Source organism: Cyanobium sp. T1G-Tous (assembly GCF_024345455.1).
In the GTDB taxonomy this organism is placed as follows: domain Bacteria; phylum Cyanobacteriota; class Cyanobacteriia; order PCC-6307; family Cyanobiaceae; genus Cyanobium_A.
Genome location: NZ_JAGQBD010000003.1, coordinates 151799 through 171982 on the forward strand (window position 1 = coordinate 151799; position 20184 = coordinate 171982).

The following is a 20184-nucleotide window of genomic DNA, read 5'->3' on the forward strand; positions in this document are numbered from 1 at the left end:
GCAAGGCTCCTGATAAACCCCTTAGATGAACTCGCCAGGGTGCAGTGGGTTGTGCATCTGGGTCCCGTGATTAAGCGTCATCAGTGGTAATCCTCGAAATCCAGATTGACCATCGCCCTTTGTCTGCGCCCTTGAGCTGATGCAGGCGATAGCCCGGCAAATCCATGTCTTCGATCTGGGTTGCGAAATGCAGAGCCGCGAGCTGGCTAGGCTGCTAGCAGAAAGCAAGCAGGGGTCACTTGTTACACGCACTCTCTACATCCGCCACGTCCCCGACGACGTGGCCGAGCGGCTTGAACGGCTGGCCAACCGCGCTGGAGTGCCGTTGAGCACCTTTGCTCTGCAGGAGCTCAGCGAAACAGCCCGCCGTGCCGACAATGCCGCACTACTCCAGGCGCTGCCATCGGCAACCATCGACCCCGGCGCCATTCTCGAGGCCCTGCGCCAGTGCCGTACTGAACGCTGATGGTGGTGGTGGATGCCTCCGTGCTGGTAGATGCGTTGCTGATCGATGGCACAGCCCGCGCCCGGCTGGCCGAGGCCAACCTCCAGGCCCCCGACCTGATCGATGCCGAGGTTCTCTCGGTGCTGCGCCGCCTGGAGCTGGCCGCGTGCCTGGGAGCTTCGGGCCAACCTCAGCGCCTACGACGCGCTCTACGTGGCCCTGGCCGAACAGCTGGGCACCACCTTGCTCACCGCCGATGCCCGTGCAGCCCGGGCACTCGGCCTGCTCTGCCCTGTGGAGGTGATGGCCCCATGAGCGGGCACCTCACACTCGCCCCAGGGATTAGTGGGTAGGTTCTGAATCAAGCCCACCACCTTGAGCGCCGCACACCGCTGCGCCATGCCGTTTCGATCACATGGGTCTGGATCTTCAGGTTCTCCAGCAGGAAATCGGCCGGGTAGCTGTTGCTGGCTTCAATCCAGCCAGCTGCATGGCCCGGCATCAGCGGCGGCCTCCTGCTTAGTCCAGAATCGGACTAACCTGTTGGGGCCACTTGCAATTGGGGCTGTCCATGACCGCTGTGCCAGGGCGCATCGTGAATGTGCATGAGGCCAAGACCCAGTTCTCTCGCCTGATCGATGCAGCCCATGCGGGCGAAACGATCGTGGTGGCCAAGGGCGGCAAGCCCTGGGCACGGCTGGTGCCGCTTGAACCACCCCATGCACGCCGCGCTCCAGGGGTCTTGACGGGCCGACTCAATTTGCCGCCTCTGGAGGTGCTGCTTGAGCCGCTGCCTGAGGAGGAGCTTGCTGCGATGGAGCAGCCGTTGCTGTGAGCAAAAGCCATCCCCCCGAGCTGCTGCTCGACACCCATGCCTTGCTGTGGTGGCTGGCTGAGCCCGATCGCCTCTCGCCAGCGGCCTATGGGGCTATTGCTGACCCTGGCAACCGGGTGCATGTGAGTGCGGCGTCTGGCTGGGAGATCGCAACCAAGATTCGCCTGGGCAAGCTCCCGGCGGCCCGAGAACTGCTTGAGGATCTTCCTGAATTGCTGGCAGCCCAAGGGTTTCTGCTGCTGCCGATCACGCTCCTACATGGCTTGCATGCCGGCGGTTACAAGCTGGGCCATCGAGACCCATTCGATCGGCTTCTGGCCGCCCAGGCCGAACTGAGCGGTCTCACCCTGGTGAGCCTTGATCCTGCGTTGCAGGCTTTTCCCTGCCGCTTGCTCTGGTAGCGCCATCAGCCCTCCATCGACCCCACCACGTTGAAGCCCTTCAGCCCGCAGCGATTCCTGCCGCCCTGTGGCGATCACGAAGTCTTCCGGAGTGCCGGGCTGCTGCAGCATCCGCCACTGCATCTCCACACAATCCCTGGCGTGGCCCCATTCGCGCAGCGAATCAAGGTTCCCCACATATAAACAATCTTCCAAACCTTCATTGATCCGCGCTAGCCCACGGGTGATCTTGCGCGTCACGAATGTCTCACCGCGCCGCGGTGATTCATGATTAAATAAAATGATATTGCAGGCATACATCCCGTAGGCCTCGCGGTAGTTCACCGTGATCCAGTAGAGAATCTCCTGCGGTCTCGACCGCTGCGCAACAACTGCTTCAGGCTGAGGCATCAATTCGAGCGCTCACCCACTGATCCGCTCCACCTAGTGCTGCCTAAGCATTCACCGATGGTCTGCAGGCCTTCCTCCAAAGGCAGCGGCCCACCCGCTGCACATGGGCCTCGATGCAGAGATCAATGTCAGAACCCTGCTGATGGCGCCCCATTGCCCGCGAGCCAAACAGCCACACCGCCTGCAGCTCCTGATTAGATGTCAACAACTGGATCAGTCGCGCTTGGGCCTGCTCGGGGATGCCGGGGATGGACTGAACGCCTGCTTGGCTGATTGTCACGAGGTCTCCTCTTGCAGGCGTTGCGCCAACTTGCTGCGCAGCTGCTGGAAGCACGGCAGATAGCTGCCAGTGATATTCGCGGCGATGGCCTCGGCTGTAGCGCGGTTGTAGGTGTGACTGGTGAGGTTGCGGTCTTGAATCATCAGCATCCAGGCTTCACCTTCCTCAATCAGCCCGAGGCGAAAGGCCTCTCGCAGGGTGTCCCGCGATCCGATCAAGGTGGCATCGCCCTGGCTGCGCAGCAGATCGCGCAGGGTGTTCCAAGCAAGTTCAAACGTGTATTCGTAGGCCTTGATCATCCCCAGCTGTTCGCGTTCATTCAGCCTGGGCGGCTCCACAAAGGTCTCTAGCTGAGCCAGAGCCCGGCGGTAATTGCTGAAGCGCTGCTGCCAGCGGATGTCTTCTGCCATCAACCCAGGCCTCCTGGTTGGAACGCTAGGAGAACAGCCGCCCGCTGAGCTGGCTGAATTTTCACGCGTCCTTGATTCTGTACAGCCTGTATGTAATTAAGGACAGTACCGGCCCAACCCTTTGCCCAGGGCTTCAGTCAGCGTTAATGCGACTCAATGTGAGCTAGCAACGCTGCTCGATCAGGCAAGCAATTCGTTCGATCAGTGCATGAGCTCGAAGGGAAGTTGCTCCGCCATGCGCACCAGCCTTTTCCTGGTCTGGGTGGCGTATCTGAATCTCCGCAAAGAAGAGGCTTGAATGCCCCTGGGAATTGCCGGGCCTGCTTCATCACAGCGAGCGAGCCCCTGCTAATCAGCGCTGCAAAGCCGCACCAGCTCGCCACCCATCTGCCCCTGCAGATAGCCCAGGCAATCGGCCAGCACCACATCATTGCCGCCGCGCTTATTAATAGACAGAAACAGCGTCTGACCGATCGGCTGGCCGGGCACCCCGCGCTTGAGGGCCGCGCCCTGGCTACTCAGCTCCACGAACTGCTGGCTCATGCTGTGGTGCAGCAGCAGGCTCGGCGTGGCAGTGAGCAGCGTGTGGGTCTTGAACCACAGATCATCGGCATGGCCGGCGATCGCCAGGGCCCGCTCCACATCGCGCACTCGCCAGTCGAGCTGGCCCAGCCGGTAGCAGATGCCGTCCTTGCCCGTGGGCACCGTCAGCAGGCTGGGCTGCAGCAGCCGCTCGTCGTTTACCCGCCAATCCCGATAGGGCACCACCTCGCCCTGCTCCAGCACCATCTGGCGCCCACGGAAGGCCACCACGCAGCCCCAGCGCTCCTGGGCCGCCACCAGCCGCCGCAGCCAGTCGCGCGGATAGAGGGTGTCGTCGTCGGCGGTGATCAGCAGCGGATCAAGCGCCTGCTGCTCCGGCGTCAGCCGCTCCAGCAGCGGCAACAGCTTGCGGTAGGGGCCCCAATTCGCCGTCCAGTGCACCTGCAACCGCAGGCCCGGCCCCAGCCGCGAGCTCCAGATGCGGCGCTGCAGAAAGCCAGGCAGGGCCGCAAAGCCCCGATCCAGCAGATAGGGCTCGCGCGAGATAAATAAATGCAGCTCCACCAGCCGGCCATCGGCGGGCAGCTGCTGGGCCAGCAGGGAATCGAGCGTCCGCTTCAGGGCGCCCTCGCGGCCGCGGATCGAGGTGAGACCAATGAAGACTGGTGCTGGTTTAGCCATGGCAACAGACTTGTTCACGGCAACAGCCCTTGCCGCATCAGCCGCCGCCAGCTGGGCAGCCCCAGGCTGCAGCCGTATTCATAGGCCGACGACACCGTGGCCGCAGAGCCCCGCATCAGATACAGCGGCGCCTGCAACCGCACCACCTTGGCCGCCCCATAGTGCTGCTCCAGCCGGCGGCGGAAGTCCACATCACCGCGGGAGCGCACCGAATAAAAGCCGCCCAGCTCCAGCGCCGTAGCCCTGCGCAGCAGCAGGGTGGTGATGCCATCACCGAAGAAGACACCACCATCGCCATCGGCCTGGGGGGCGCCGCTGGCCTCATCCAGGCGCCCATGGCGGCCATACACCGCCGCCGCCCCCTGCTGCAGCGCCTGCCACTGCAGCTCCAGGCGCAGGGGATGGGAGAGGTCGTCATCGTCGTGAATCGCCAGGGCCTCGCCCGCCATCTGCTCGATCGCCAGGTTGCGGCAGGCGTACTGGCCCTGGTTGCGCTCTTGGCGTAGCAGCCGCAGCGGCAGATCCAGCTCAGCGGCGCTCTGCTCCAGCAGCGCTGCCAGCGCAGCCGCCTCGGGCTCCGGCGTGCCGTCGTCTACCACCAGCACCTCCACCACCGCCACGCTCTGCAAGGCCAGGGATTCCAGGGCCTGGCGCAGCAGCTCCAGCCGCGGCCGGTGGCAGGTAAACAGGACCGTGATCGGCAGAGTTGCTCGCTCCGCCGCCGGCGGCAACATTTGGCGCCACTGGGCCAGGCAGGCGGCAAACACGGCCTGCACGCCGCCAGTAGGGGGCAGCAACAACGGCAGTAGCTCCGGCACGCCGGCCCGCTCCGCCGCCAGCCGCGCCAAGCCCACCGCCCGGCTGGGCAGGCCGGCTGCTACCGCCAGCACCAGGGCCTCTTCGTCGTCGCCATCGAGCAGCCGCAGCAGGGGCGTTTTGCCAGCAGCGCTGGCCAGGCGCAGCAGGGCGCCGCGCTCCTCCGCGCCCATCACCAAGCGCAGCAGCAGGGTGAGCTGCAGGCGCAGCAGCCGGCGCGGATCTTCCGGCTCGCCGGGCAACTCCTCCGGCGCCAGGGGGCGCAGCTGCAACGGCTCGGGGCCATTGTTTGGCGGTGGCGGCGCCACGCCGCGGCTGTGCAGCTGCACCAGGGCCGGCAGCAGCTCGGCGTTGTCGGCCTGCAGCCAAGTGGTGTGCAGGGGGAAGCGGCGCAGGTCGTGCAGCAGCTTCTGCAACAGATCCGCCTGCCACCACAGCCGCGGCAGCCCCCGCTCCAATAGCGCCAGCAGGGCCCGCCGCCAGGGCCGATCCAGCCGGGCGATTGCCGGGTCGCCCAGCAGCAGCACCCCCTTCACCAGCACCAGGCAGGCAGCTGGAGGCAGCAAACTGGGCAGGCGGTAACTAGTTTCTGGCGCCAGTTGCGGCAGCAGGGCCTGCAGCAGCGGCAGGTTCGTGCTGCCGCTGAGCACGATCGCCTCCAGCTGGCGCTGCAAAGCCCGCTTCTGCTCTCGCTCACCCGCCTCGGCTGCCACACCGATCGCCAGCACCAGGGCATCGATGGCGCCGGCCAGGGCCGCCAGCCAGCCAGGCCGCTCTTCTGCCAAGGGCGCCTGCAGCAAACGCATCAACGCCAGGCCCCGCTCGCCGGGATCATCCAGGGCCGCGCCCCGCTCCAGCCCAGACCGGCGCAAATCAGCCGCCAGCGCCACCAGCTTGCTCTGGCGGCTATTTATCCCGCCCACCAGCGCCTCCAGCAGCCGCAGCCAGGGTTGGGGCTCGGCCTGCTCCAAACCCGCCAGCAGCAGCGCTTGCAAGCTGTGGGCGTAGGCGGGCTGCTCGGCCGCCGGCAGCAGGTGCAGCAAGGCCACCAGCTGGTCGCTCAGGCGCTGCAGGGCAGCGGCTTCCGCCGGGGGGGCGACCAGCCAGCGGGCCAGGGGCAGGGGCCGGCCCAGGGCAGCGGGGGCAGGCCAGCAGCCAGCGGCGAGCTGGCGGCGCAGCTGGCGCTCCAGCTGCAACAGCTGCAGGGCGGCGGCCGGCTCCAGGGGCTCGGCGGCGGCCAGCAGGGCGCGGTAGGGGGCCAGCAGCAGCGCCAGGGCGGAGGGGAGCAGCTGGGCTTGGGGCTGCTCAGAGAGCTCGAGCTCGGGCCAGGCATCGAGAGCCAGCGGGGTGGCGCCCGCCTCCAGCAGCGCCTGAAGCGGCGGCGCCTCTGCAAGCTGCATCAGGCCCCGACTCCAGGCCAAAGGCAGGGCAAGCAGCAATGCCGGATCGCCGAGCTGGCCCTCCAGGTCGATCAGGGAGGGCCCCAGCCGCTGGGGCCAGAGGTCTGGGTCAGCCCGCAGAAGCAGGGCCTGATCACAGCCGGTTGCAAAGCTGTAGCGCCGCACAGCTGGAAGCGCGAAGAGCTTGCGCACCAGCTGGCAGCGGTTGAGGCCCAGGTGGATTGAATTCCCTTGGGGAGATGGCAGGTGCGCGGTGATCAGCGACATGGCAGCCGGGCCAGTGGCGAGAATAGGTGGCCACAGCTGGCCCGCCATGCGGCACCTCGACCTGCTGATCGCCGCGCCGGCCGATCCGGCCGCCCAGGCGGGCTGGGGTGATGTGCATTTCGCCCGCGGGCTGCAACTCGGCCTGCAAAGCCTGGGGCTGAGCTCCCGCCTGCTCTGCCGCGACAGCCACCAGAGCAGTCCGCCGCCGCCGGATGGGAGTGGCCTGCTGGTGCTGCGCGGCAAGTACGCCCCGCCCCTGGCCTGGCTAGAGCGCCAGCCCTACACCCACAAAGCCCTTTGGCTGATCAGCTGGCCGCTCAATCCCACCCCCGCCGAGCTAGCCAGCTACGACCAGATATTTGTAGCCAGCGGCCAAGATCAGCCCCGCATTGCCAAGCTCAGCGGCCGCCCCACCAGCACCCTGCTACAAGCCACCAGCTTCTGGCACTTTGGTCGTCCTGAGCCAGCCGGCGGGGGCCTGCTGTTTGTGGGCAACACCCGAGGGGTGAGCCGGCCAATCGTGCGGGCCTTCCACCAGGCCGGCCTGCCCTTGGAGCTGATCGGCAGCGGCTGGGAGCAGCTGGGCCTGCAGGCCCAGGCCAGCAACATCGCCAACGCCCAGCTGCCGGCGCGTTACCGCCGCGCCCTGGCCGTGCTCAACGACCACCACCAGGCCATGCTGGATTACGGCTACCTCAACAACCGGGTCTTCGATGTGCTGGCCTGCGGAGTGCCGGTGATCACCGATGGGGCACCAGGCTGCCCGCCGGAGCTGATGCCGGCCGTGGTGTGCCATCGGCCCGGCAGCGATCCACGCGCCAGCCTGCAGCTAGCAACCGCCCTGCGCGCCCAGCCCCTGCTGCTCAGCCAGGTAGCCCGCACAGTGAGGCAGGAGCACAGTTTCGTAGCTCGCGCTCGCCAGCTGCTTGCCGAGCTGGTTCAGGCCTGAACCAAGCGCTGCCCACCAGCCTGTTGCCCCCACCAACCAGCGAAAGGTGCCAGAAAAGCTCGCCTGCCTTCAGCATCAAGCCAGGGCCGGGGCACGAAGCCGCCCGCACCCTGGAGCTGGGCCATCACACCGGCATTACGGGCAATCGCTTCCACATCTCGGTTTGATTGAGAGGGCTGAAAATCCAGACCATGGGGAATCGAGAGGTAGCTCCAGCGGTGATCCCCCCGCTTGCGGCCGCCATAACCCGCCAGCAGGAAACGACGCGTCCATTCGATGTGCTCGTAGCCGTAGCCCTGAAACAACGGATTCACATAGCCCACATCGCGGCGCAACACGGTCGTGTCGCAACCACTGCAGTCACCAGAAACGATGCTCCAGCGTTCAGGCTTTCGAGCCGAACCCTTTCCCCCCAGCAACTTGCCATGAAAAGCAGGATTGTTGCGCGGCCAGCGGGTGGAACTGAAGTTGATATGACCGTGGCGATGAATTGCCCTACTCCAGATGCGCAGCCAGCGCGGGCTGGTCACCACTACATCATCTTCAAGGAGAATCAGCTGATCAACGGGCTGCAGCGCCAGGAAATAAAACAGAGCTCGGTTCTTATTAGTGGGTATCCCACCGTTTGGAGCCTCCAGCACAGCATCCACTAATGGTGCAACAGCAGCGGCAGTGCCATCGCTACTGCCGTCGTCGAACACCGCCAAGTGAACCTGATCTCGACAGTGCTGACGCAAACTGTGAACCAAGCGCAGCAACTGCTCGCGGCGGTTGTAAGTGGTAATCGCTATACCGATGCGGGGCCGCATGGGCCCTCTCAGGCTTCTGCCTTGGATCGCGAGCGTTTCTTTGCCTGCCGCTGCTCCGGCGGCGGCGGTGCACTCAGCGGCGGGATGCCGGCCTTATCAAACAACTGCTCCAGCTCATCCACATAGGCGCTGAAGGCCTCAAGCTGCAGGGCTTCCTGCTTGAGATCCTTGGGGAGCTCGGCCCAGGGGTCCTTGCGACCAGCCTTGATGCGTCGCTGGCGGCGCTGTTCAACCGCTTTTTTAAGTAGCTCGTGATAAGCGGGGTGCTGGGGGTCTTCCAGCAAGGCCCGGGTGAGCTTCTTGATCGCCGGCACCGGCTGCTGCTCAGCCAGATGGGCCTTGACCTCGGCGGTGTTGCGACGACGCAACTCCTTCCACTGGGCCAGCGTGCGCTTCTGGCCTGCCCCTGGAAGCAAAACAGCCCGGGCATTTGCTTTGCCCTTTCCCTTGGCGCCGGCCTTGCCTTTAATGCGGCTGATCAACTTTTTAAAAGGTGCCGCGATCCGGCCAAGCAAGGAGGGCTTAGGCCTCTTTTTTGGTTTTGTCTTTGCGGGATTGCCGGCTGCAGCTGTGGCGTTGCGCTTGGGTTTGGGCATGCCCTGTCTAAATACTAACTAGAGCTTACGAGCCCTCGCCACCGAGACCAGGCAGGGGCTTGCCCCCTGCCGAAAGCAGGCGACGCCGCACCGCCCGCTCCACACCAGCCAGAGGCGGATTGCTCCAGGGCTCAAAGCCCTCCTGCCAAGGCCCAGGACCGGCGATCAGATCCTCGCCTTGGGCCAGCTCAGGGCTGAACGGCGCCTCAATCAATAGCCAATGCCAATGCACTCCGGGCGGCAGCGGCAGCTGCCGCAAGGCCGGCTCCCACTCCAAGGGAGCCCAGATTTGTAATGGCGCCACCGCCTCTAAGGCAGGGAGCCAGGCGTGAGGCCAGCAGGGATGGTCAGGCCAAGCTTCTCCAAACAGTTGGGGATCGCAAAGCAGCAGATGAGCGCTGCTACCGAGCGGCCGACCCCCTGGAGCTAGGCAGCCCGGCTCCGTTGCCAACTGGGCTGGACCCGCCGGCAGGGGAGCGGCGGCGGCCAGGTACTGGCGGTGCAAGGCAAGCCGCCAGGCCATCAGCTGAGACCGGTAAAGGCGATTCCAGAACAGATGATCGGTAACCGCACCAGACCGCTGCTCACCCGGTTCGGGCGACAGCCAAGGCCAGCTGAGCCAGGGCTTAGGCCCAGCAAAGTGCAGCACCGAAAGCCCCTCAGCGCAGCCGCCGAGGTACTGCACCAGATATTTGATGTTGCAGTTGAAATTGAGCGGCAGCAGCTCTACAGGCTGATTAAAGAGAAACTGATTCCATACCTTCTGATCCGCAAAGCGATCGAGCAGCGGACAAACCGGCTCCGCCGCCTGGCGGATCAGCGCCTCAAAACGGCCTTCCAGCTCGCCATTGAGGGCCCAACCCGGTAGCGACAACACGCCTGAATTGAGCACCGGCCTGCCCGTATGGGGGGAGATCGCTGCCCAAGGCCGATCGCCGCAGTCGGGCACGGCGCGGAAAGCATCGCCCTCGCCCCAGAGGGGATCGAGCGATCCGGTGATCAACAGATCGGAATCAAGCACCAGCACCCGCCGGTAACCCCTCAGGCTGAACGCATAACCATTGAGATAACCCAAAAGGCCGATGCGCTGGCGGTTGCTGGAATCGAGCGGCAGGCTTTCAGCCCAGGCGGGTTGCGGCTGCACAAATTGCAGCAGCGGATGAATAGCCAGGAGCCGGCGCTGCAAAAAAGGGCCCAGGCTGCCGTCGTGGGCCACCACCACCGGCGAACTCAAGCTTGGATAAACGGCCTTAAGGCTCAGCAGCAACGCCTCCAAGCCGCGGTAAAAACGATCATTAGCAACCGTGAGCAGCGCCACCTCCGGTCCGGGGTCGCAGGCCGTCAGCAATGCGTGATGACGACTGGGCCAGTGCAGGTCGTTCAACAATTCCTGCTCGCTGCGACGCAACGAATCAGGCTGTGGGTTAGCCGCCTTGAGCGCTGCCGCCTGCTGAGCTGCGGAGGCAGCGAGCACCGGGCGGTTTAACCAACCGTAGGGACCAATGGTCAACGGCGATCAACTATTCCCAAGGCAAAGGTACCGATGCCCCAAAGCACGATCAACACCCCCAAAGTGCCCAGGAACCCCTTCCAGCGCCAGTCCATCGCCTGCAACTGCGGCACCTCAGGATCAGCCAAGCGCACTAAAAACTTGACCTGCTGCTGGGTGCGCTGGCGGCTGTTGTCTGCGGCTGTAATCGAAGATTTAAGGGCTTCAGTGGCAAGCAGCATTTCCGTTTCCAGCTTGGAACCTTCAGCCACAATTCGGTTCAGATCCTTACCCTCTGGATTAACCAGCAGGGAGCGTTCCTCACTGATCTGGCGCTGCAGCTCATCAACCTGATCAGTTATGTAGGCAACTTCCGGAGTGGAGTGATCCTTAAACTGACGCTTAAGACTGGCTTCTTGGACCTTAAGATCAACGAGCTTACTTTCCAATGATGTTATGTAATTACTAGCTCCAGCAGCAGACTGAGAAGGATTTATCTCACGATTTTGGTTCTTAAAAGAATTAAAAGCTAAAGAGGCTTTGTCAAGACGCTCCCGAGCCCTCTGCACTTCAGTCTCCGCAAAAGTCTGCTGGGTGGCACTGATATTTTGATTAACCCGGTTCATGAAAACCTCAGCCTCCTGCAGCAGCAAGCTGTTGAGTCGATATGAAGGAGTAGGCGCCAAGCCAACCGTGGTGAGATTGATTACACCAGTGAGATCCTGGGGAACCACGAAAACCTGGCGGCGGAAGAAAGCGAGCTTTTCATCAAAAGTGGCACCACGCCTCAGCCCCGCAAAAGGATCACGAAGATTCCGTGCCCAGGCAGTTTCAGGTTGGAGCCGCAAAAACACACGCTTCATCACCTCTGGCGAAGTCAAATAAACAGCCAGAAAGCGTCCATCTTCTAGCGAACCAAGCATGGTGGGACCCGCCAGAGTCGTGCCCAGCAGACTTGATCCTGTCGTAACAGGAGTTTCAGGCAATCGCACAATGAAGCTTGATTGAACCTGATAGCGGTTGCGACCCACCCCAAAAAAGTAAATCGCCGAGCCCAACACCACCACACCAGCCAACAAGACAGGTACTGGCAATCTCAACACTGGCTGCATCCGATCCCGCAAGCGGCTGCAAAGGCCAGGAGCCTGAGCTTGGCCTTCGCTATCAGGTTCGGCGGAGTCGGCCAGCTGCTGAGCGGGCCGCAAGGAGGTAATAAGACTGGTTGTGCGATGAAGCAGCCCGCTCACCAAGCTTCGCAAGGGAGCAGCTACCCGCCCCACACCCTGCTCCCCACGGAACAAGGGGCGAGCAAATTTCGGGCGAGAGAACTGGATCAAGAGGTGAAATGCTGTGCGTTTACCAAATCTATCAGCGAAGGCGATCAATCGCCATCAACACCCGAATCAACCGACACGGACTTATCCACTACGAACAATAAATTTTCATTATTTCCATAAACCAATAGACCAAAACCTATCGATCCCACCACCCAACCCCAAAAATAGAATGCACTAACTCCAGGGATGGGATAGGCAGGGTTGCACGCAGCCCGCATCAACTCAACACCATGGGCAATAGGATTCCAGAGAATCCAGGGGCGGAAAACATCAGGGATGAAACTGATCGAGAAAAATATACAAGAAGTCCAAAGCAATATACGGCGCAGAAACATCTGCATGAACCAAGCAACAACTGGCAAGCGGTGGCCAATAATCAAAGTACTCAAACCAATACCGAATCCAAGCAAGGCAAGACCCAAAAACAGAAAAATCAGTGTTCCAGGATCCTGAACCACAAGCCGCCACTCCCAAGCAGCGGAACCAAGCACAAATACCAGCAACAATGCTCCATAGATCTGCCCAAGCAACAGGCCATTACCCATCAAGGAATCCAGGGGACGAAGACGCCTGTAAAAATATAGCTCACTATTTTTATCTACTCCCCCAATCGCTTTAATAGCGATCTCGGCAAACATAAAAAACGGAATAAAACCTAAAGCCAGCCATAACGCTGGATTCATGTAAGTTGCGTCCCCTGCTCCACGCAAAAAGATGCGAAGAGCAAGAAAAGTGACGATTAAAGCCAGCGGCTCAGCAAATACACCAACAACACCCATAGCACCCTTTGCAGCCCGCAACTGAAGCTCGCGGCGAGCCACCGCAGACACCACACGCAGCTGCAAAAGCAGCTTGGACAAAACGTAGCGGGGGGCAAGGCTACGCATGGATCAACTCACCGAACTATTAGTGGATTCCATCGTAAAGGCGCTGCTCCTCATGGCCAGATCAAGGGGCTGATTGTGACGCGCCAAAACTTTGATGCCCTGCTGCACCAGCTTTTCCAGCGAATCGACCCCACCACTTGCCTCTGCGGCAGGGTTGAACTGCCGTCGCTTCATTTGCAGCTCTGGCACCCTGTCACGCCAAGAACAACCCCAAACCCGTTGGGCAAACTCGTCATTTGGCTGGGCGTAATGGGCTGCCACGGCAGCAGCCCCTGCTGCATCAAAGCCGCAATAACGATCATCCTGCCAACCCTGTTGTTCTGCGATGCGACGCACCACAGCTCCCGCATTGACTAGAGATTTCCCCCTAATGCCCAGCTGATCTAGTCGCTCACCGATCGCCTGAGCCAGCCAAACCCCTTGGCAACCCGGCTGCACGTTGCCTTTACTCGGATCGGCGGGTAGCCAACCTTCGGCTGGGACTTGAACGCCCAAAGCGGCCATCATCCGTTCAAATGGGTCGCCAAAAATGCTGCCATAAGGCAAAAACGTACATGTAATAGCAGGGTTTTTCAGCAAGCTAGCGAACATATAATTGTAGTCGTAGATGTGACGCCTCTCCCCTAACTGATCAGTCACATAAGCGTCAAAGGATTGATGATGATACAGACGTCTGGTGGAATGCACATAGCGGGCATTAATATAATCGGGCTGATCGCGCAGGAAAAACAAAACCTGCAGGCGCCAGCCTTCAGACTTCAGCATTTCAACGAGCGCTTTCAGGCTCCTTTTTTTTGTGAGCGGCTGGGTGAATTGCTCTGCACTCAGCAACAACATCGACGCATCAGCCGGTTGCTTGCGTAAAAAACGCTGCCAGATCGGCCAGCGTCGCTTGGCCAAAGCTGAAGCCAAAGGCTTGTGCTTACGAGCCGCCGAGGCTGGATAGCGAACTAAAACTCCAGACCTAGCCAGCTGCTCGGAATTTACAGCCATACGGCCTTGAATATAAGAACTGGCCGTCTTATGAGTCCCGGCATGTATCACAAGCAAGCGTTGGGCGGCGCTATTCACGGGAGACATATTCAAGAGAAATGTATTGACAGGAGAAGACGCGCACAGAGTTAACGCAATACCAAAACATCATCACTTGCATTAACTTCAAGCGAATCATCTAGCTCCGAATCATCTAGCTCATCATTGCCAACCAATTTCGCGACGCGCTTGCTAACACGCTCCCGCCGCCTCTCTTTTTGACGCCTGGACTCCTCCTTAACCATTTTCATGCACACTTCCGGGTCACCCCGATATAAAATTTTACCGTCAACTAGCGCAAGACCTTCTTCACAATAATCGATAGCCAAATCACTCTGACCGTTACCACACACAACCAATGTGCGTCCCTCAATACGCTGCTCAAAGCATTTACGAATACGTACCGAATGGGGATGAATTGCACGATGATTCCAGCCCGAAATCCGCCCCACCATGACCACATCAAATTCAAAAGCGAGTGGCACTGCCAACTTGAGCGAATCCCGCAACGCGCTAGGCCAACCAGCCAAGGGCTCGTGAAACATACTTTCATCCACCCCGGCCAACTCCCGAATTAGCCGAATATCCTCATCTATTTGCCCAGGCAGGCTGTAAACATCCGCGGCAAAGCGTGCATTCACATAACCAGACAACTTGCCCAAGAAGGCGTCGTTTGTTCCTAAAGGCCATGACACCGACGCGTTGTGCTCAACGGTGCCTGCATCTAGGGGCTCAACCCCGCTCAGGCAAGCCACCAAGGCTTTGGCCTCAAAACCATTAGCTGCAAAAATGCCTATTCGCTCGCCAGCAAAAACCTCAAGAGAAAGGTCGTAAAAGGCCCTGTAGGAGTGGTTGACCCCCTCTACTACCCGCTTAGAGGCCCCTCGCATCTCCAGCACAACCTCGGGCTGCTGCATGAGCGAACTTGTGTGCATGGGCGCAGTCAAGATTTACTCCGACATAACCATCTTAACTTGGCTCTACGAATACCCCCTTAATGAGCCAGCTGAGTCGTCGCCAAATTCTGCTGGGCCTATCCAGCGCAGGAGTTGCCGCAGTGCTTGCCGGCGCTGGGGTTGCTCGTGTGCGTCAAAGCGGCCCTGCCCAGCGGGGGCCTCAAGATCGCCTGATCAGTAATCCCTTCATCTCCGGGGAGGGGGGATACAGCTGCTACCGCACCCCTGGCCTGGCGATCAGTGCCAAAGGCAGCGTGCTGGCCTTCTGTGGCGGGCGCGTCGACAACTGCAAGGACGAGGGCAACATTGATGTGCTGCTGCGGCGCTCCCTCAATGGCGGCCTCAGCTGGGAGCCGCTGCAGGTGCTGGCCAACGACGGGCCCAACCCCTGCAAAATCCCCCTGCCTGTAGTGCTTCCCAGCGGCCGCATCCTGCTGCTATGGCTCTGGAATGCCTCCGTAGCGAGTGAGTCTGATCGGGGCTCGAGGGACGTACGCGTCACCTTCTCCGACGACGACGGCAGCAGCTGGGCCCCCTCCCGCGACATCACTAGCCAGGTAAGACTGCCGGGCTGGAAGCCCTGGTATGGAATCGGTCCCGGCCACGGCATCGTCAAGCAGTTGGAGCCCGCGAGTGGGCGCATCGTTGTGCCTGCACGGCACAGCATCAAAGGCCGCGGCAGTGCCTCCCACCTGCTGCTCTCAGACGATGGCGGCGTTAGCTGGCGAGTGGGGGCAGTGGCGAGTTACAGCCCCTCCAGTGAATGCACGGTGAGCGAACTCGGCGACGGCAGCCTGATGCTGAACAGCCGCAGTAACGGCGGCCGGCGGGTGGTGAGCGTCAGCCGCGATGGCGGTCTCACCATGGCCAGCAGCGGGCCCGATCCCCAGTTGATCGAACCGTTCAACGGCTGTCAGGCAAGCCTGCTCACCTATGGCTTCGGTCACGGCCAGCAAGCCACCTTGCTGTTTGCCAATCCGGTGGATCTACGGCACCGCACCAACGGTCGCATCCGCCTCAGCACTAACAATGGCCAGAGCTGGAGCCGGGGGTACGGCTACGGCCAGGGGGCCGGCAGCTTCACTGGCTACAGCGACTTGGCCCGCTTCGCCAACGGCGATGTGGGCCTGCTGGTGGAATCCGGAGCCAGCTACCGCAAAGCTCGGGACAACCAGCGCCACGGCGGCATCGTCTTCCAGCGCATTCCCTTTGAACTGATCCGCTCAGCCTGATCGGGCCGCTTTAAAGATGCCAGCCCATCGGCCAACAGCTGATCGGCAAGGGCAACCAGCTGGCGCCGCTCCTCATCGCTGCGAGGTGCCTCCGGGCTAGGGGAGGGGATGGGGCGGGGGAAAAGCTCCCGCCAGGAACAGCCCCACACCCGGCTGGCAAAACGATCGTTACTTGCTCCATAGCGATGTTCCAGCCGATCGAGCAAAGGCTCGCTCAGCCCCTGAAACGGTTCAGCAGGCCAGCCCTGGCTCTCGGCCATTCGCTCGAGTCCTGCGCGAATCCTCGATTTGCAGGCTCCAGCACGCCAGGCCTGCAAATGGTGGCGCCGCAGCCGCCGGGCAATCCGCTGGGCGATCCACACGGCCTGCCAGCCAGGTTGGGCGTTGGCGCGCTGATCCAAGGGATTCAAATCGGCGCAGCTAGCTACCCCGATGGCCTGCAGCAGGCGCTCACAGGGATCGCCTTCGCCACTACGAAAAGGCAGTAGCGAACAGCGCACCTCACTGCGCTCCAAGGCTTCGCCGAACAGCCGCTCGTAATCGCACTCGCTCTCACCGCCAGCGCGCATGGTCTGGCTCAGGTAACGCTCAAAAGGCAGAGCAAAGTAAAAGCGCTTCAGCAGCTGGGTGTAGCGCGAGTTGAGGTAAGCCGGCTGATCCCGCACAAAGGCCACCAGATGGAGTTCCACCCCCCGCTCCTTGAGAAAACCCAGCAACTGCGCCAGTACGGAGCAGTCCCCATCAGCACTTGGGCTAGCCAGCAGCAGCGAAAGGAGCTCGGCCGACACCAGCGGCGTGCGGCCCTTGCGAGCTGCACGATCCAGCAATTTGCCCCAGGGCTGCAGGTTGCCCTGGCTGAGAGCCTTGACCAGACGCATATGGTCACGCCGCCGGCCTGGATAAAGCAGGCCTTGCTGGCGCAAGAACCGCTGATTGCGCTTGAGACGGTGCTGGATGTAAGTCGAAGCGGTCTTGTGGATGCCCACGTGCATGACCAAGGTGCTTGCGGCCAACCGATGTCGATGCTTGAAGGGCTGCAGACTACGAGGCCCTACCCAGCCAGGCTTCAGCCCGCCGGCGCAGCCCCTGCTGGCAGCGCCGCTCCAGCCGATCGAGCAGTTGCTGCAGGGCCAGGTTGAGCACGGGTGCGGCTGCCACGACGGCCACCCCAGGCAGCTCGGCCCACACCAAAGCCTCGGCCTCTAGGGCTGTTGGTGCAATTGCAGCCGGGCGCAGCCGGGCCTCCAAACCAAAGCGCAGCCGCTCCTGCCACTCGCCCAAACCATCCACCCTGCAGGCGACCTGCTCGATCAACAGCTCCCCTGCAATCAGCCGAGCCCGCAGCGAAACCCGGGGTTGGAGGGTCCAGCCCGCCACTCCATAGGGTCTTGATCTGTAGTCGTACAAATCACCACCATCGGACTGGAGGCGATTGGGGTCGAGCAGGCCGCGCAATGGCCGCAAGGGTTTGGCCAGGAACAGCTCCAGCTGGTCCGCCAGCGGGGCAGGTTCAAGCGGCACACGGCAGAGGCGCCGCTGCTCCAACCTCATGCGGGTTCAACCGGCCTGGCAATCGCCGCCGGCTCCTTGGGCAACAAATCCTCGATCTCGCAAACCGGGAAGCGATTGATCGATTTGAGGGCAGCGCGGGCCTTGCTGCGCAGCTGCTCGCTGATCGCCTCGCAGTAGGGCACCTGGGCCAGCAAATCCACGGTGCGGCGCAGGATCCGCACCACATCACCCTCGTCGAGGGAGGTGTTGGCAATCATGTCGCTCCAGCTGGCACCTTTAGCCCAGGCGTGCACCAGGCCCATCAACTCAGGCTCCCACCAAAGCGGGAAGTTGACCTTGGCCTGCTCCTGCTGACGCTCCAGCTCGCGGCGCAGGCCGCGCAGATCATGCAGGGCCTCCTCGGCGGCCGGTGGCGGCGGGTAGCCGCACCACAGATCGGGCCGGTTGACTTCGGTGGAGATAGCTTCAAACACCGCCGCCAGCTGGGGCGGATCGAGCTCATCGAGGTGGCCGCTCATCAGCGACAGTCCCAGCCACAGCTCGTTGTCGCCGCGCAGGGCGGCCACCGTGCGGCCCACCTCGGTGGGCTCCAGGCCATCAGCTCCCGCCAGAGCACCGAAAAAGCGCAACACCTCAATCAACGCCAGGAACGTATCCCAGTGGCGATTAGAGCGGAAGTGCAGCAGCTGCTGGCGCTCCTCGATCTCCAGCTGCAACTCCTCCATGCGGCGGCGGTGCTTCTTGAGCTGGCGGCGGTCGCCCCAGCGGTGGGCTGGATGCAGCTCCAGGCCTTCCTCCAGCTGATGCACCTGCTGGGCCTGGTCCTGCACCTCACCCGCCAGGTCGTACTGGGGGGTGGCCATGTCGTGGCGACTGGCCATGTGGGCAACGGCAAGGGCCAAGCCGCCACTGGCCTGATCGCCGTGGCGCAACTCACCAAGCTGGCGCAACTCGGGGGGATCCACCTGGCTCACCTGCAGGCAACTGAGCTCGGCATGCAGGCTCACCACCCCGTGGCAGGGCAATAACAGCCAAAGGTTCTCGTCGGTGAGGCACTTGAGCAGGGGAAACTGCCCCGGCCCCTTCACCTTCTCCACAATCACCGCCGGCGTCACCCGGCCGCGCAGCTGGGGTGCCTTGAGGCTCACCAAAGTGCCCTCGCTGGCGAATTGCAACGCCAAGGTGAGCTCGTGGGCGACGGTTTCCTCGGCCTGCTGCTGCAAGATCCGCAGAATGCGCCTCTCTTCGCGCAGGTGAGCTCGCTGCTTTTCGTAGTCCTCGAAGTCGTCCCAGGGCACCTCACCGGAGCCATCTTCCAGGCCTTCGAGCTGCTGCATCAACTGGGCGATACGGGCCTCGTCCTCGACTAGATCGAGGGTGGCAAGGTAGCGGCCAAAACTGCGCTCAACCAGCTCCTTGGCCTTAGCCAGGTCGTAGCGCTGCAACAGGTTGAGCACCATGCCGTAGCTGGGCATGAACTGGCTCACCAGCGGATCAGCCGGCGCCGTAGCGAGCTGGCCCGCCTCGCGCACGCCTTCAAAGCGGCTTTGCACCGTCACCACGTAGCCCTGGGTATCGAGGCCGCGCCGGCCGGCCCGGCCCGCCATCTGCAAAAACTCACTGCCCATCAAAGGGCGGTGGCCTCGCTCGGTGCGCTTGCTCAGCGCCGAGATCACCGTGGTGCGAGCAGGCATGTTGATGCCGGCCGCCAGGGTTTCGGTGGCAAACACCACCTTGATCAGCCCTTGCTGGAAAAGCTCCTCGATCAGCTCCTTCCAGGCCGGCAGCACACCGGCATGGTGGGCGGCAATGCCCCGCAGCAGGGCCTCGGCGTGGCCGCCTTCCCGCACCGCCTCGGGGGTCGTTGCCACAAACAGATCCAGGCGGGCCTTGATGCGCGCCTGTTCAGCGGGCGTCACTAGGGCGGCCTTGCCCAGCTCCTTGACGCCCTTATCGCAGCCCCGGCGGCTGAAGATGAAGTAGATGGCCGGCAGCATGTCGCGCTCCGCCATCTGGGCCACCACAAAACCCAGGGGCGGAGCCTCGGGCTGGGGCGGTTTCGGAGTTTTCGGGCCCTTGCGCTGGCTGCCCTTGGGGGCGCGCCACACCTTGCAGTTGGGATGGAGCCCTGTGCCCTCGTCGTTGAGCAGGGGGTGCAGTCCCTTGGCACTGCAGAAGCTGAAGGCCAGCGGCACCGGCCGGTGGTCACTGAGCACCAGCTGGGTGGGCCCATGCACTCTCTCGATCCAGTCGGTGAGCTGGCCCGCATTGGCCACCGTTGCCGAAAGCGCCACCAATTGAATCGGCGGCGGGCAGTGAATGATCGACTCCTCCCAGACGGTGCCGCGCTGGGAATCGTTCATGTAGTGGCACTCATCGAGCACCACCGCCTCCACGCCCTCCAGCGGGTCATCTCCCGCATCGGCTTCCGCGTAGAGCATGTTGCGGAAAATCTCGGTGGTCATCACCACCACCTGGGCCTCTCTGTTGAGGCTCATGTCACCGGTGAGCAGCCCCACCTTGTCGGCACCAAACTGCTCGCGGAAATCGCGCAGTTTCTGATTGGAGAGCGCCTTCAGCGGCGTGGTGTAAAAAACTTTCTGGCCATGGGCCAGAGCGCGGTAGATGGCGTACTCACCCACCAACGTCTTACCGGAGCCCGTGGGGGCGCTCACCACTACCGAGTGGCCCTGGTTGAGCGCGTCGATCGCCTCGAGCTGGAAGTCGTCGAGCGGGAAGGGGAAAATTGCTGCAGGATCCAGCCCATTGGGCGCCATTTCAGGCACGCTGCTTTTTGAGCTGGATCATTTACCCATCCTATGAGGGAGATGCCTGATCCGCCTCAGGCCAGCTCTAGTAGCAACAGGCCGGGGCACAAGCTCGGATTTAGCGTTTGCGCAGCCCTGTCCGGTCGTTG

At 62.3% G+C, this 20184-nt stretch carries 20 protein-coding genes and 2 pseudogenes; 6 read left to right on the forward strand and 16 right to left on the reverse strand.

Translation table 11 applies throughout. The features are described 5' to 3' along the window. Positions 1-139 precede the first annotated feature (139 nt). Both KBY75_RS03520 and KBY75_RS03525 read left to right on the forward strand, forming a co-directional pair. Entirely contained in the window at positions 140-466 is a 327-nt protein-coding gene (locus KBY75_RS03520; protein WP_255022979.1) for a hypothetical protein, read from the forward strand. A gap of 102 nt (positions 467-568) precedes the next feature. Continuing rightward, complete coding sequence (locus tag KBY75_RS03525; RefSeq protein WP_255022980.1) at positions 569-760, forward strand: type II toxin-antitoxin system VapC family toxin; 192 nt, start codon at positions 569-571, stop codon at positions 758-760. Positions 761-824: 64 nt separating this feature from the next. On the opposite strand, the pseudogene KBY75_RS03530 reads toward KBY75_RS03525, so the two are convergent. Further along, positions 825-929: pseudogene (locus tag KBY75_RS03530) on the reverse strand (GDP-L-fucose synthase); the annotation flags it as partial. Positions 930-1016: 87 nt separating this feature from the next. Here KBY75_RS03530 and KBY75_RS03535 point away from each other — a divergent pair. Further along, entirely contained in the window at positions 1017-1280 is a 264-nt protein-coding gene (locus tag KBY75_RS03535; RefSeq protein WP_255022981.1) for a type II toxin-antitoxin system Phd/YefM family antitoxin, read from the forward strand. Continuing rightward, a complete protein-coding gene (locus KBY75_RS03540) occupies positions 1277-1681 on the forward strand; it encodes a type II toxin-antitoxin system VapC family toxin (RefSeq protein WP_255022982.1) in 405 nt (134 codons plus the stop codon). Before KBY75_RS03535 ends, KBY75_RS03540 begins: the two co-directional genes overlap by 4 nt. 45 nt (positions 1682-1726) lie before the next feature. Here KBY75_RS03540 and KBY75_RS03545 read toward each other — a convergent pair. From KBY75_RS03545 to KBY75_RS03565, 5 genes and pseudogenes are all read right to left on the reverse strand, one after another. Beyond that, a pseudogene (locus KBY75_RS03545) lies at positions 1727-2017 on the reverse strand (GDP-mannose 4,6-dehydratase); the annotation flags it as partial. A 97-nt stretch (positions 2018-2114) separates the two neighbouring features. Next, positions 2115-2351, reverse strand: a complete 237-nt coding sequence (locus KBY75_RS03550) for a nucleotidyltransferase domain-containing protein (RefSeq protein ID WP_255022983.1) — start codon at positions 2349-2351, stop codon at positions 2115-2117. Further along, positions 2348-2761 carry a nucleotidyltransferase substrate binding protein gene (locus tag KBY75_RS03555; protein WP_255022984.1) on the reverse strand — a complete coding sequence of 138 codons (414 nt, stop codon included), beginning with the start codon at positions 2759-2761 and terminating at the stop codon, positions 2348-2350. The genes KBY75_RS03550 and KBY75_RS03555 overlap by 4 nt, the downstream gene beginning before the upstream one ends. Before the next feature lie 348 nt (positions 2762-3109). Beyond that, on the reverse strand, positions 3110-4003 hold the full coding sequence (locus KBY75_RS03560) for a beta/gamma crystallin family protein (protein WP_255022985.1): 894 nt from the start codon (positions 4001-4003) through the stop codon (positions 3110-3112). Continuing rightward, the gene (locus KBY75_RS03565; protein ID WP_255022986.1) at positions 4000-6468 is read right to left on the reverse strand and encodes a glycosyltransferase family A protein; all 2469 of its coding nucleotides are present in this window, start codon (positions 6466-6468) and stop codon (positions 4000-4002) included. The genes KBY75_RS03560 and KBY75_RS03565 overlap by 4 nt, the downstream gene beginning before the upstream one ends. Between KBY75_RS03565 and KBY75_RS03570 the strand changes: the two genes are divergently transcribed. Next, the gene (locus tag KBY75_RS03570; RefSeq protein WP_255022987.1) at positions 6467-7417 is read left to right on the forward strand and encodes a glycosyltransferase; all 951 of its coding nucleotides are present in this window, start codon (positions 6467-6469) and stop codon (positions 7415-7417) included. The two genes, KBY75_RS03565 and KBY75_RS03570, sit on opposite strands and share 2 nt — an antisense overlap. Here KBY75_RS03570 and KBY75_RS03575 read toward each other — a convergent pair. From KBY75_RS03575 to KBY75_RS03605, 7 genes are all read right to left on the reverse strand, one after another. After that, a complete protein-coding gene (locus KBY75_RS03575) occupies positions 7408-8226 on the reverse strand; it encodes a glycosyltransferase family 2 protein (protein ID WP_255022988.1) in 819 nt (272 codons plus the stop codon). The two genes, KBY75_RS03570 and KBY75_RS03575, sit on opposite strands and share 10 nt — an antisense overlap. Positions 8227-8234: 8 nt before the next feature. Next, positions 8235-8741, reverse strand: a complete 507-nt coding sequence (locus tag KBY75_RS03580; protein WP_255022989.1) for a hypothetical protein — start codon at positions 8739-8741, stop codon at positions 8235-8237. A 106-nt stretch (positions 8742-8847) separates the two neighbouring features. Continuing rightward, positions 8848-10296 carry a hypothetical protein gene (locus tag KBY75_RS03585; RefSeq protein ID WP_255022990.1) on the reverse strand — a complete coding sequence of 483 codons (1449 nt, stop codon included), beginning with the start codon at positions 10294-10296 and terminating at the stop codon, positions 8848-8850. Between the two features lie 32 nt (positions 10297-10328). After that, entirely contained in the window at positions 10329-11390 is a 1062-nt protein-coding gene (locus KBY75_RS03590; protein ID WP_255022991.1) for a sugar ABC transporter, read from the reverse strand. A gap of 302 nt (positions 11391-11692) precedes the next feature. Continuing rightward, positions 11693-12535 carry an ABC transporter permease gene (locus KBY75_RS03595; RefSeq protein ID WP_255022992.1) on the reverse strand — a complete coding sequence of 281 codons (843 nt, stop codon included), beginning with the start codon at positions 12533-12535 and terminating at the stop codon, positions 11693-11695. Between the two features lie 3 nt (positions 12536-12538). Continuing rightward, positions 12539-13606 carry a hypothetical protein gene (locus KBY75_RS03600; protein ID WP_255022993.1) on the reverse strand — a complete coding sequence of 356 codons (1068 nt, stop codon included), beginning with the start codon at positions 13604-13606 and terminating at the stop codon, positions 12539-12541. Positions 13607-13656: 50 nt separating this feature from the next. Next, the gene (locus KBY75_RS03605; RefSeq protein WP_255022994.1) at positions 13657-14484 is read right to left on the reverse strand and encodes a hypothetical protein; all 828 of its coding nucleotides are present in this window, start codon (positions 14482-14484) and stop codon (positions 13657-13659) included. An 80-nt stretch (positions 14485-14564) separates the two neighbouring features. Here KBY75_RS03605 and KBY75_RS03610 point away from each other — a divergent pair, with 80 nt between their 5' ends. Next, on the forward strand, positions 14565-15755 hold the full coding sequence (locus KBY75_RS03610; RefSeq protein WP_255022995.1) for an exo-alpha-sialidase: 1191 nt from the start codon (positions 14565-14567) through the stop codon (positions 15753-15755). Here KBY75_RS03610 and KBY75_RS03615 read toward each other — a convergent pair. From KBY75_RS03615 to KBY75_RS03625, 3 genes are read right to left on the reverse strand one after another with little or no spacing between them, the layout of a single operon-like run. Next, the gene (locus tag KBY75_RS03615) at positions 15674-16768 is read right to left on the reverse strand and encodes a hypothetical protein (protein WP_255022996.1); all 1095 of its coding nucleotides are present in this window, start codon (positions 16766-16768) and stop codon (positions 15674-15676) included. The two genes, KBY75_RS03610 and KBY75_RS03615, sit on opposite strands and share 82 nt — an antisense overlap. A 28-nt stretch (positions 16769-16796) precedes the next feature. Further along, positions 16797-17306, reverse strand: a complete 510-nt coding sequence (locus KBY75_RS03620) for a DUF1997 domain-containing protein (RefSeq protein WP_255022997.1) — start codon at positions 17304-17306, stop codon at positions 16797-16799. Beyond that, positions 17303-20044: an RNA helicase gene (locus KBY75_RS03625; protein ID WP_255022998.1), complete on the reverse strand. Its 2742-nt coding sequence runs from the start codon at positions 20042-20044 to the stop codon at positions 17303-17305. Before KBY75_RS03625 ends, KBY75_RS03620 begins: the two co-directional genes overlap by 4 nt. Between the last annotated feature and the right edge of the window lie 140 nt (positions 20045-20184).

Coding starts and splice junctions, on each gene's coding strand:
- KBY75_RS03520 (WP_255022979.1), top strand. CDS start 140: ATGCAGGCGATAGCCCGGCAAATCCATGTCTTCGATCTGGGTTGCGAA.
- KBY75_RS03525 (WP_255022980.1), top strand. CDS start 569: ATGCCGAGGTTCTCTCGGTGCTGCGCCGCCTGGAGCTGGCCGCGTGCC.
- KBY75_RS03535 (WP_255022981.1), top strand. CDS start 1,017: ATGACCGCTGTGCCAGGGCGCATCGTGAATGTGCATGAGGCCAAGACC.
- KBY75_RS03555 (WP_255022984.1), bottom strand. CDS start 2,761: ATGGCAGAAGACATCCGCTGGCAGCAGCGCTTCAGCAATTACCGCCGG.
- KBY75_RS03570 (WP_255022987.1), top strand. CDS start 6,467: ATGGCAGCCGGGCCAGTGGCGAGAATAGGTGGCCACAGCTGGCCCGCC.
- KBY75_RS03565 (WP_255022986.1), bottom strand. CDS start 6,468: ATGTCGCTGATCACCGCGCACCTGCCATCTCCCCAAGGGAATTCAATC.
- KBY75_RS03575 (WP_255022988.1), bottom strand. CDS start 8,226: ATGCGGCCCCGCATCGGTATAGCGATTACCACTTACAACCGCCGCGAG.
- KBY75_RS03595 (WP_255022992.1), bottom strand. CDS start 12,535: ATGCGTAGCCTTGCCCCCCGCTACGTTTTGTCCAAGCTGCTTTTGCAG.
- KBY75_RS03605 (WP_255022994.1), bottom strand. CDS start 14,484: ATGCAGCAGCCCGAGGTTGTGCTGGAGATGCGAGGGGCCTCTAAGCGG.
- KBY75_RS03610 (WP_255022995.1), top strand. CDS start 14,565: ATGAGCCAGCTGAGTCGTCGCCAAATTCTGCTGGGCCTATCCAGCGCA.
- KBY75_RS03620 (WP_255022997.1), bottom strand. CDS start 17,306: ATGAGGTTGGAGCAGCGGCGCCTCTGCCGTGTGCCGCTTGAACCTGCC.
- KBY75_RS03625 (WP_255022998.1), bottom strand. CDS start 20,044: ATGGCGCCCAATGGGCTGGATCCTGCAGCAATTTTCCCCTTCCCGCTC.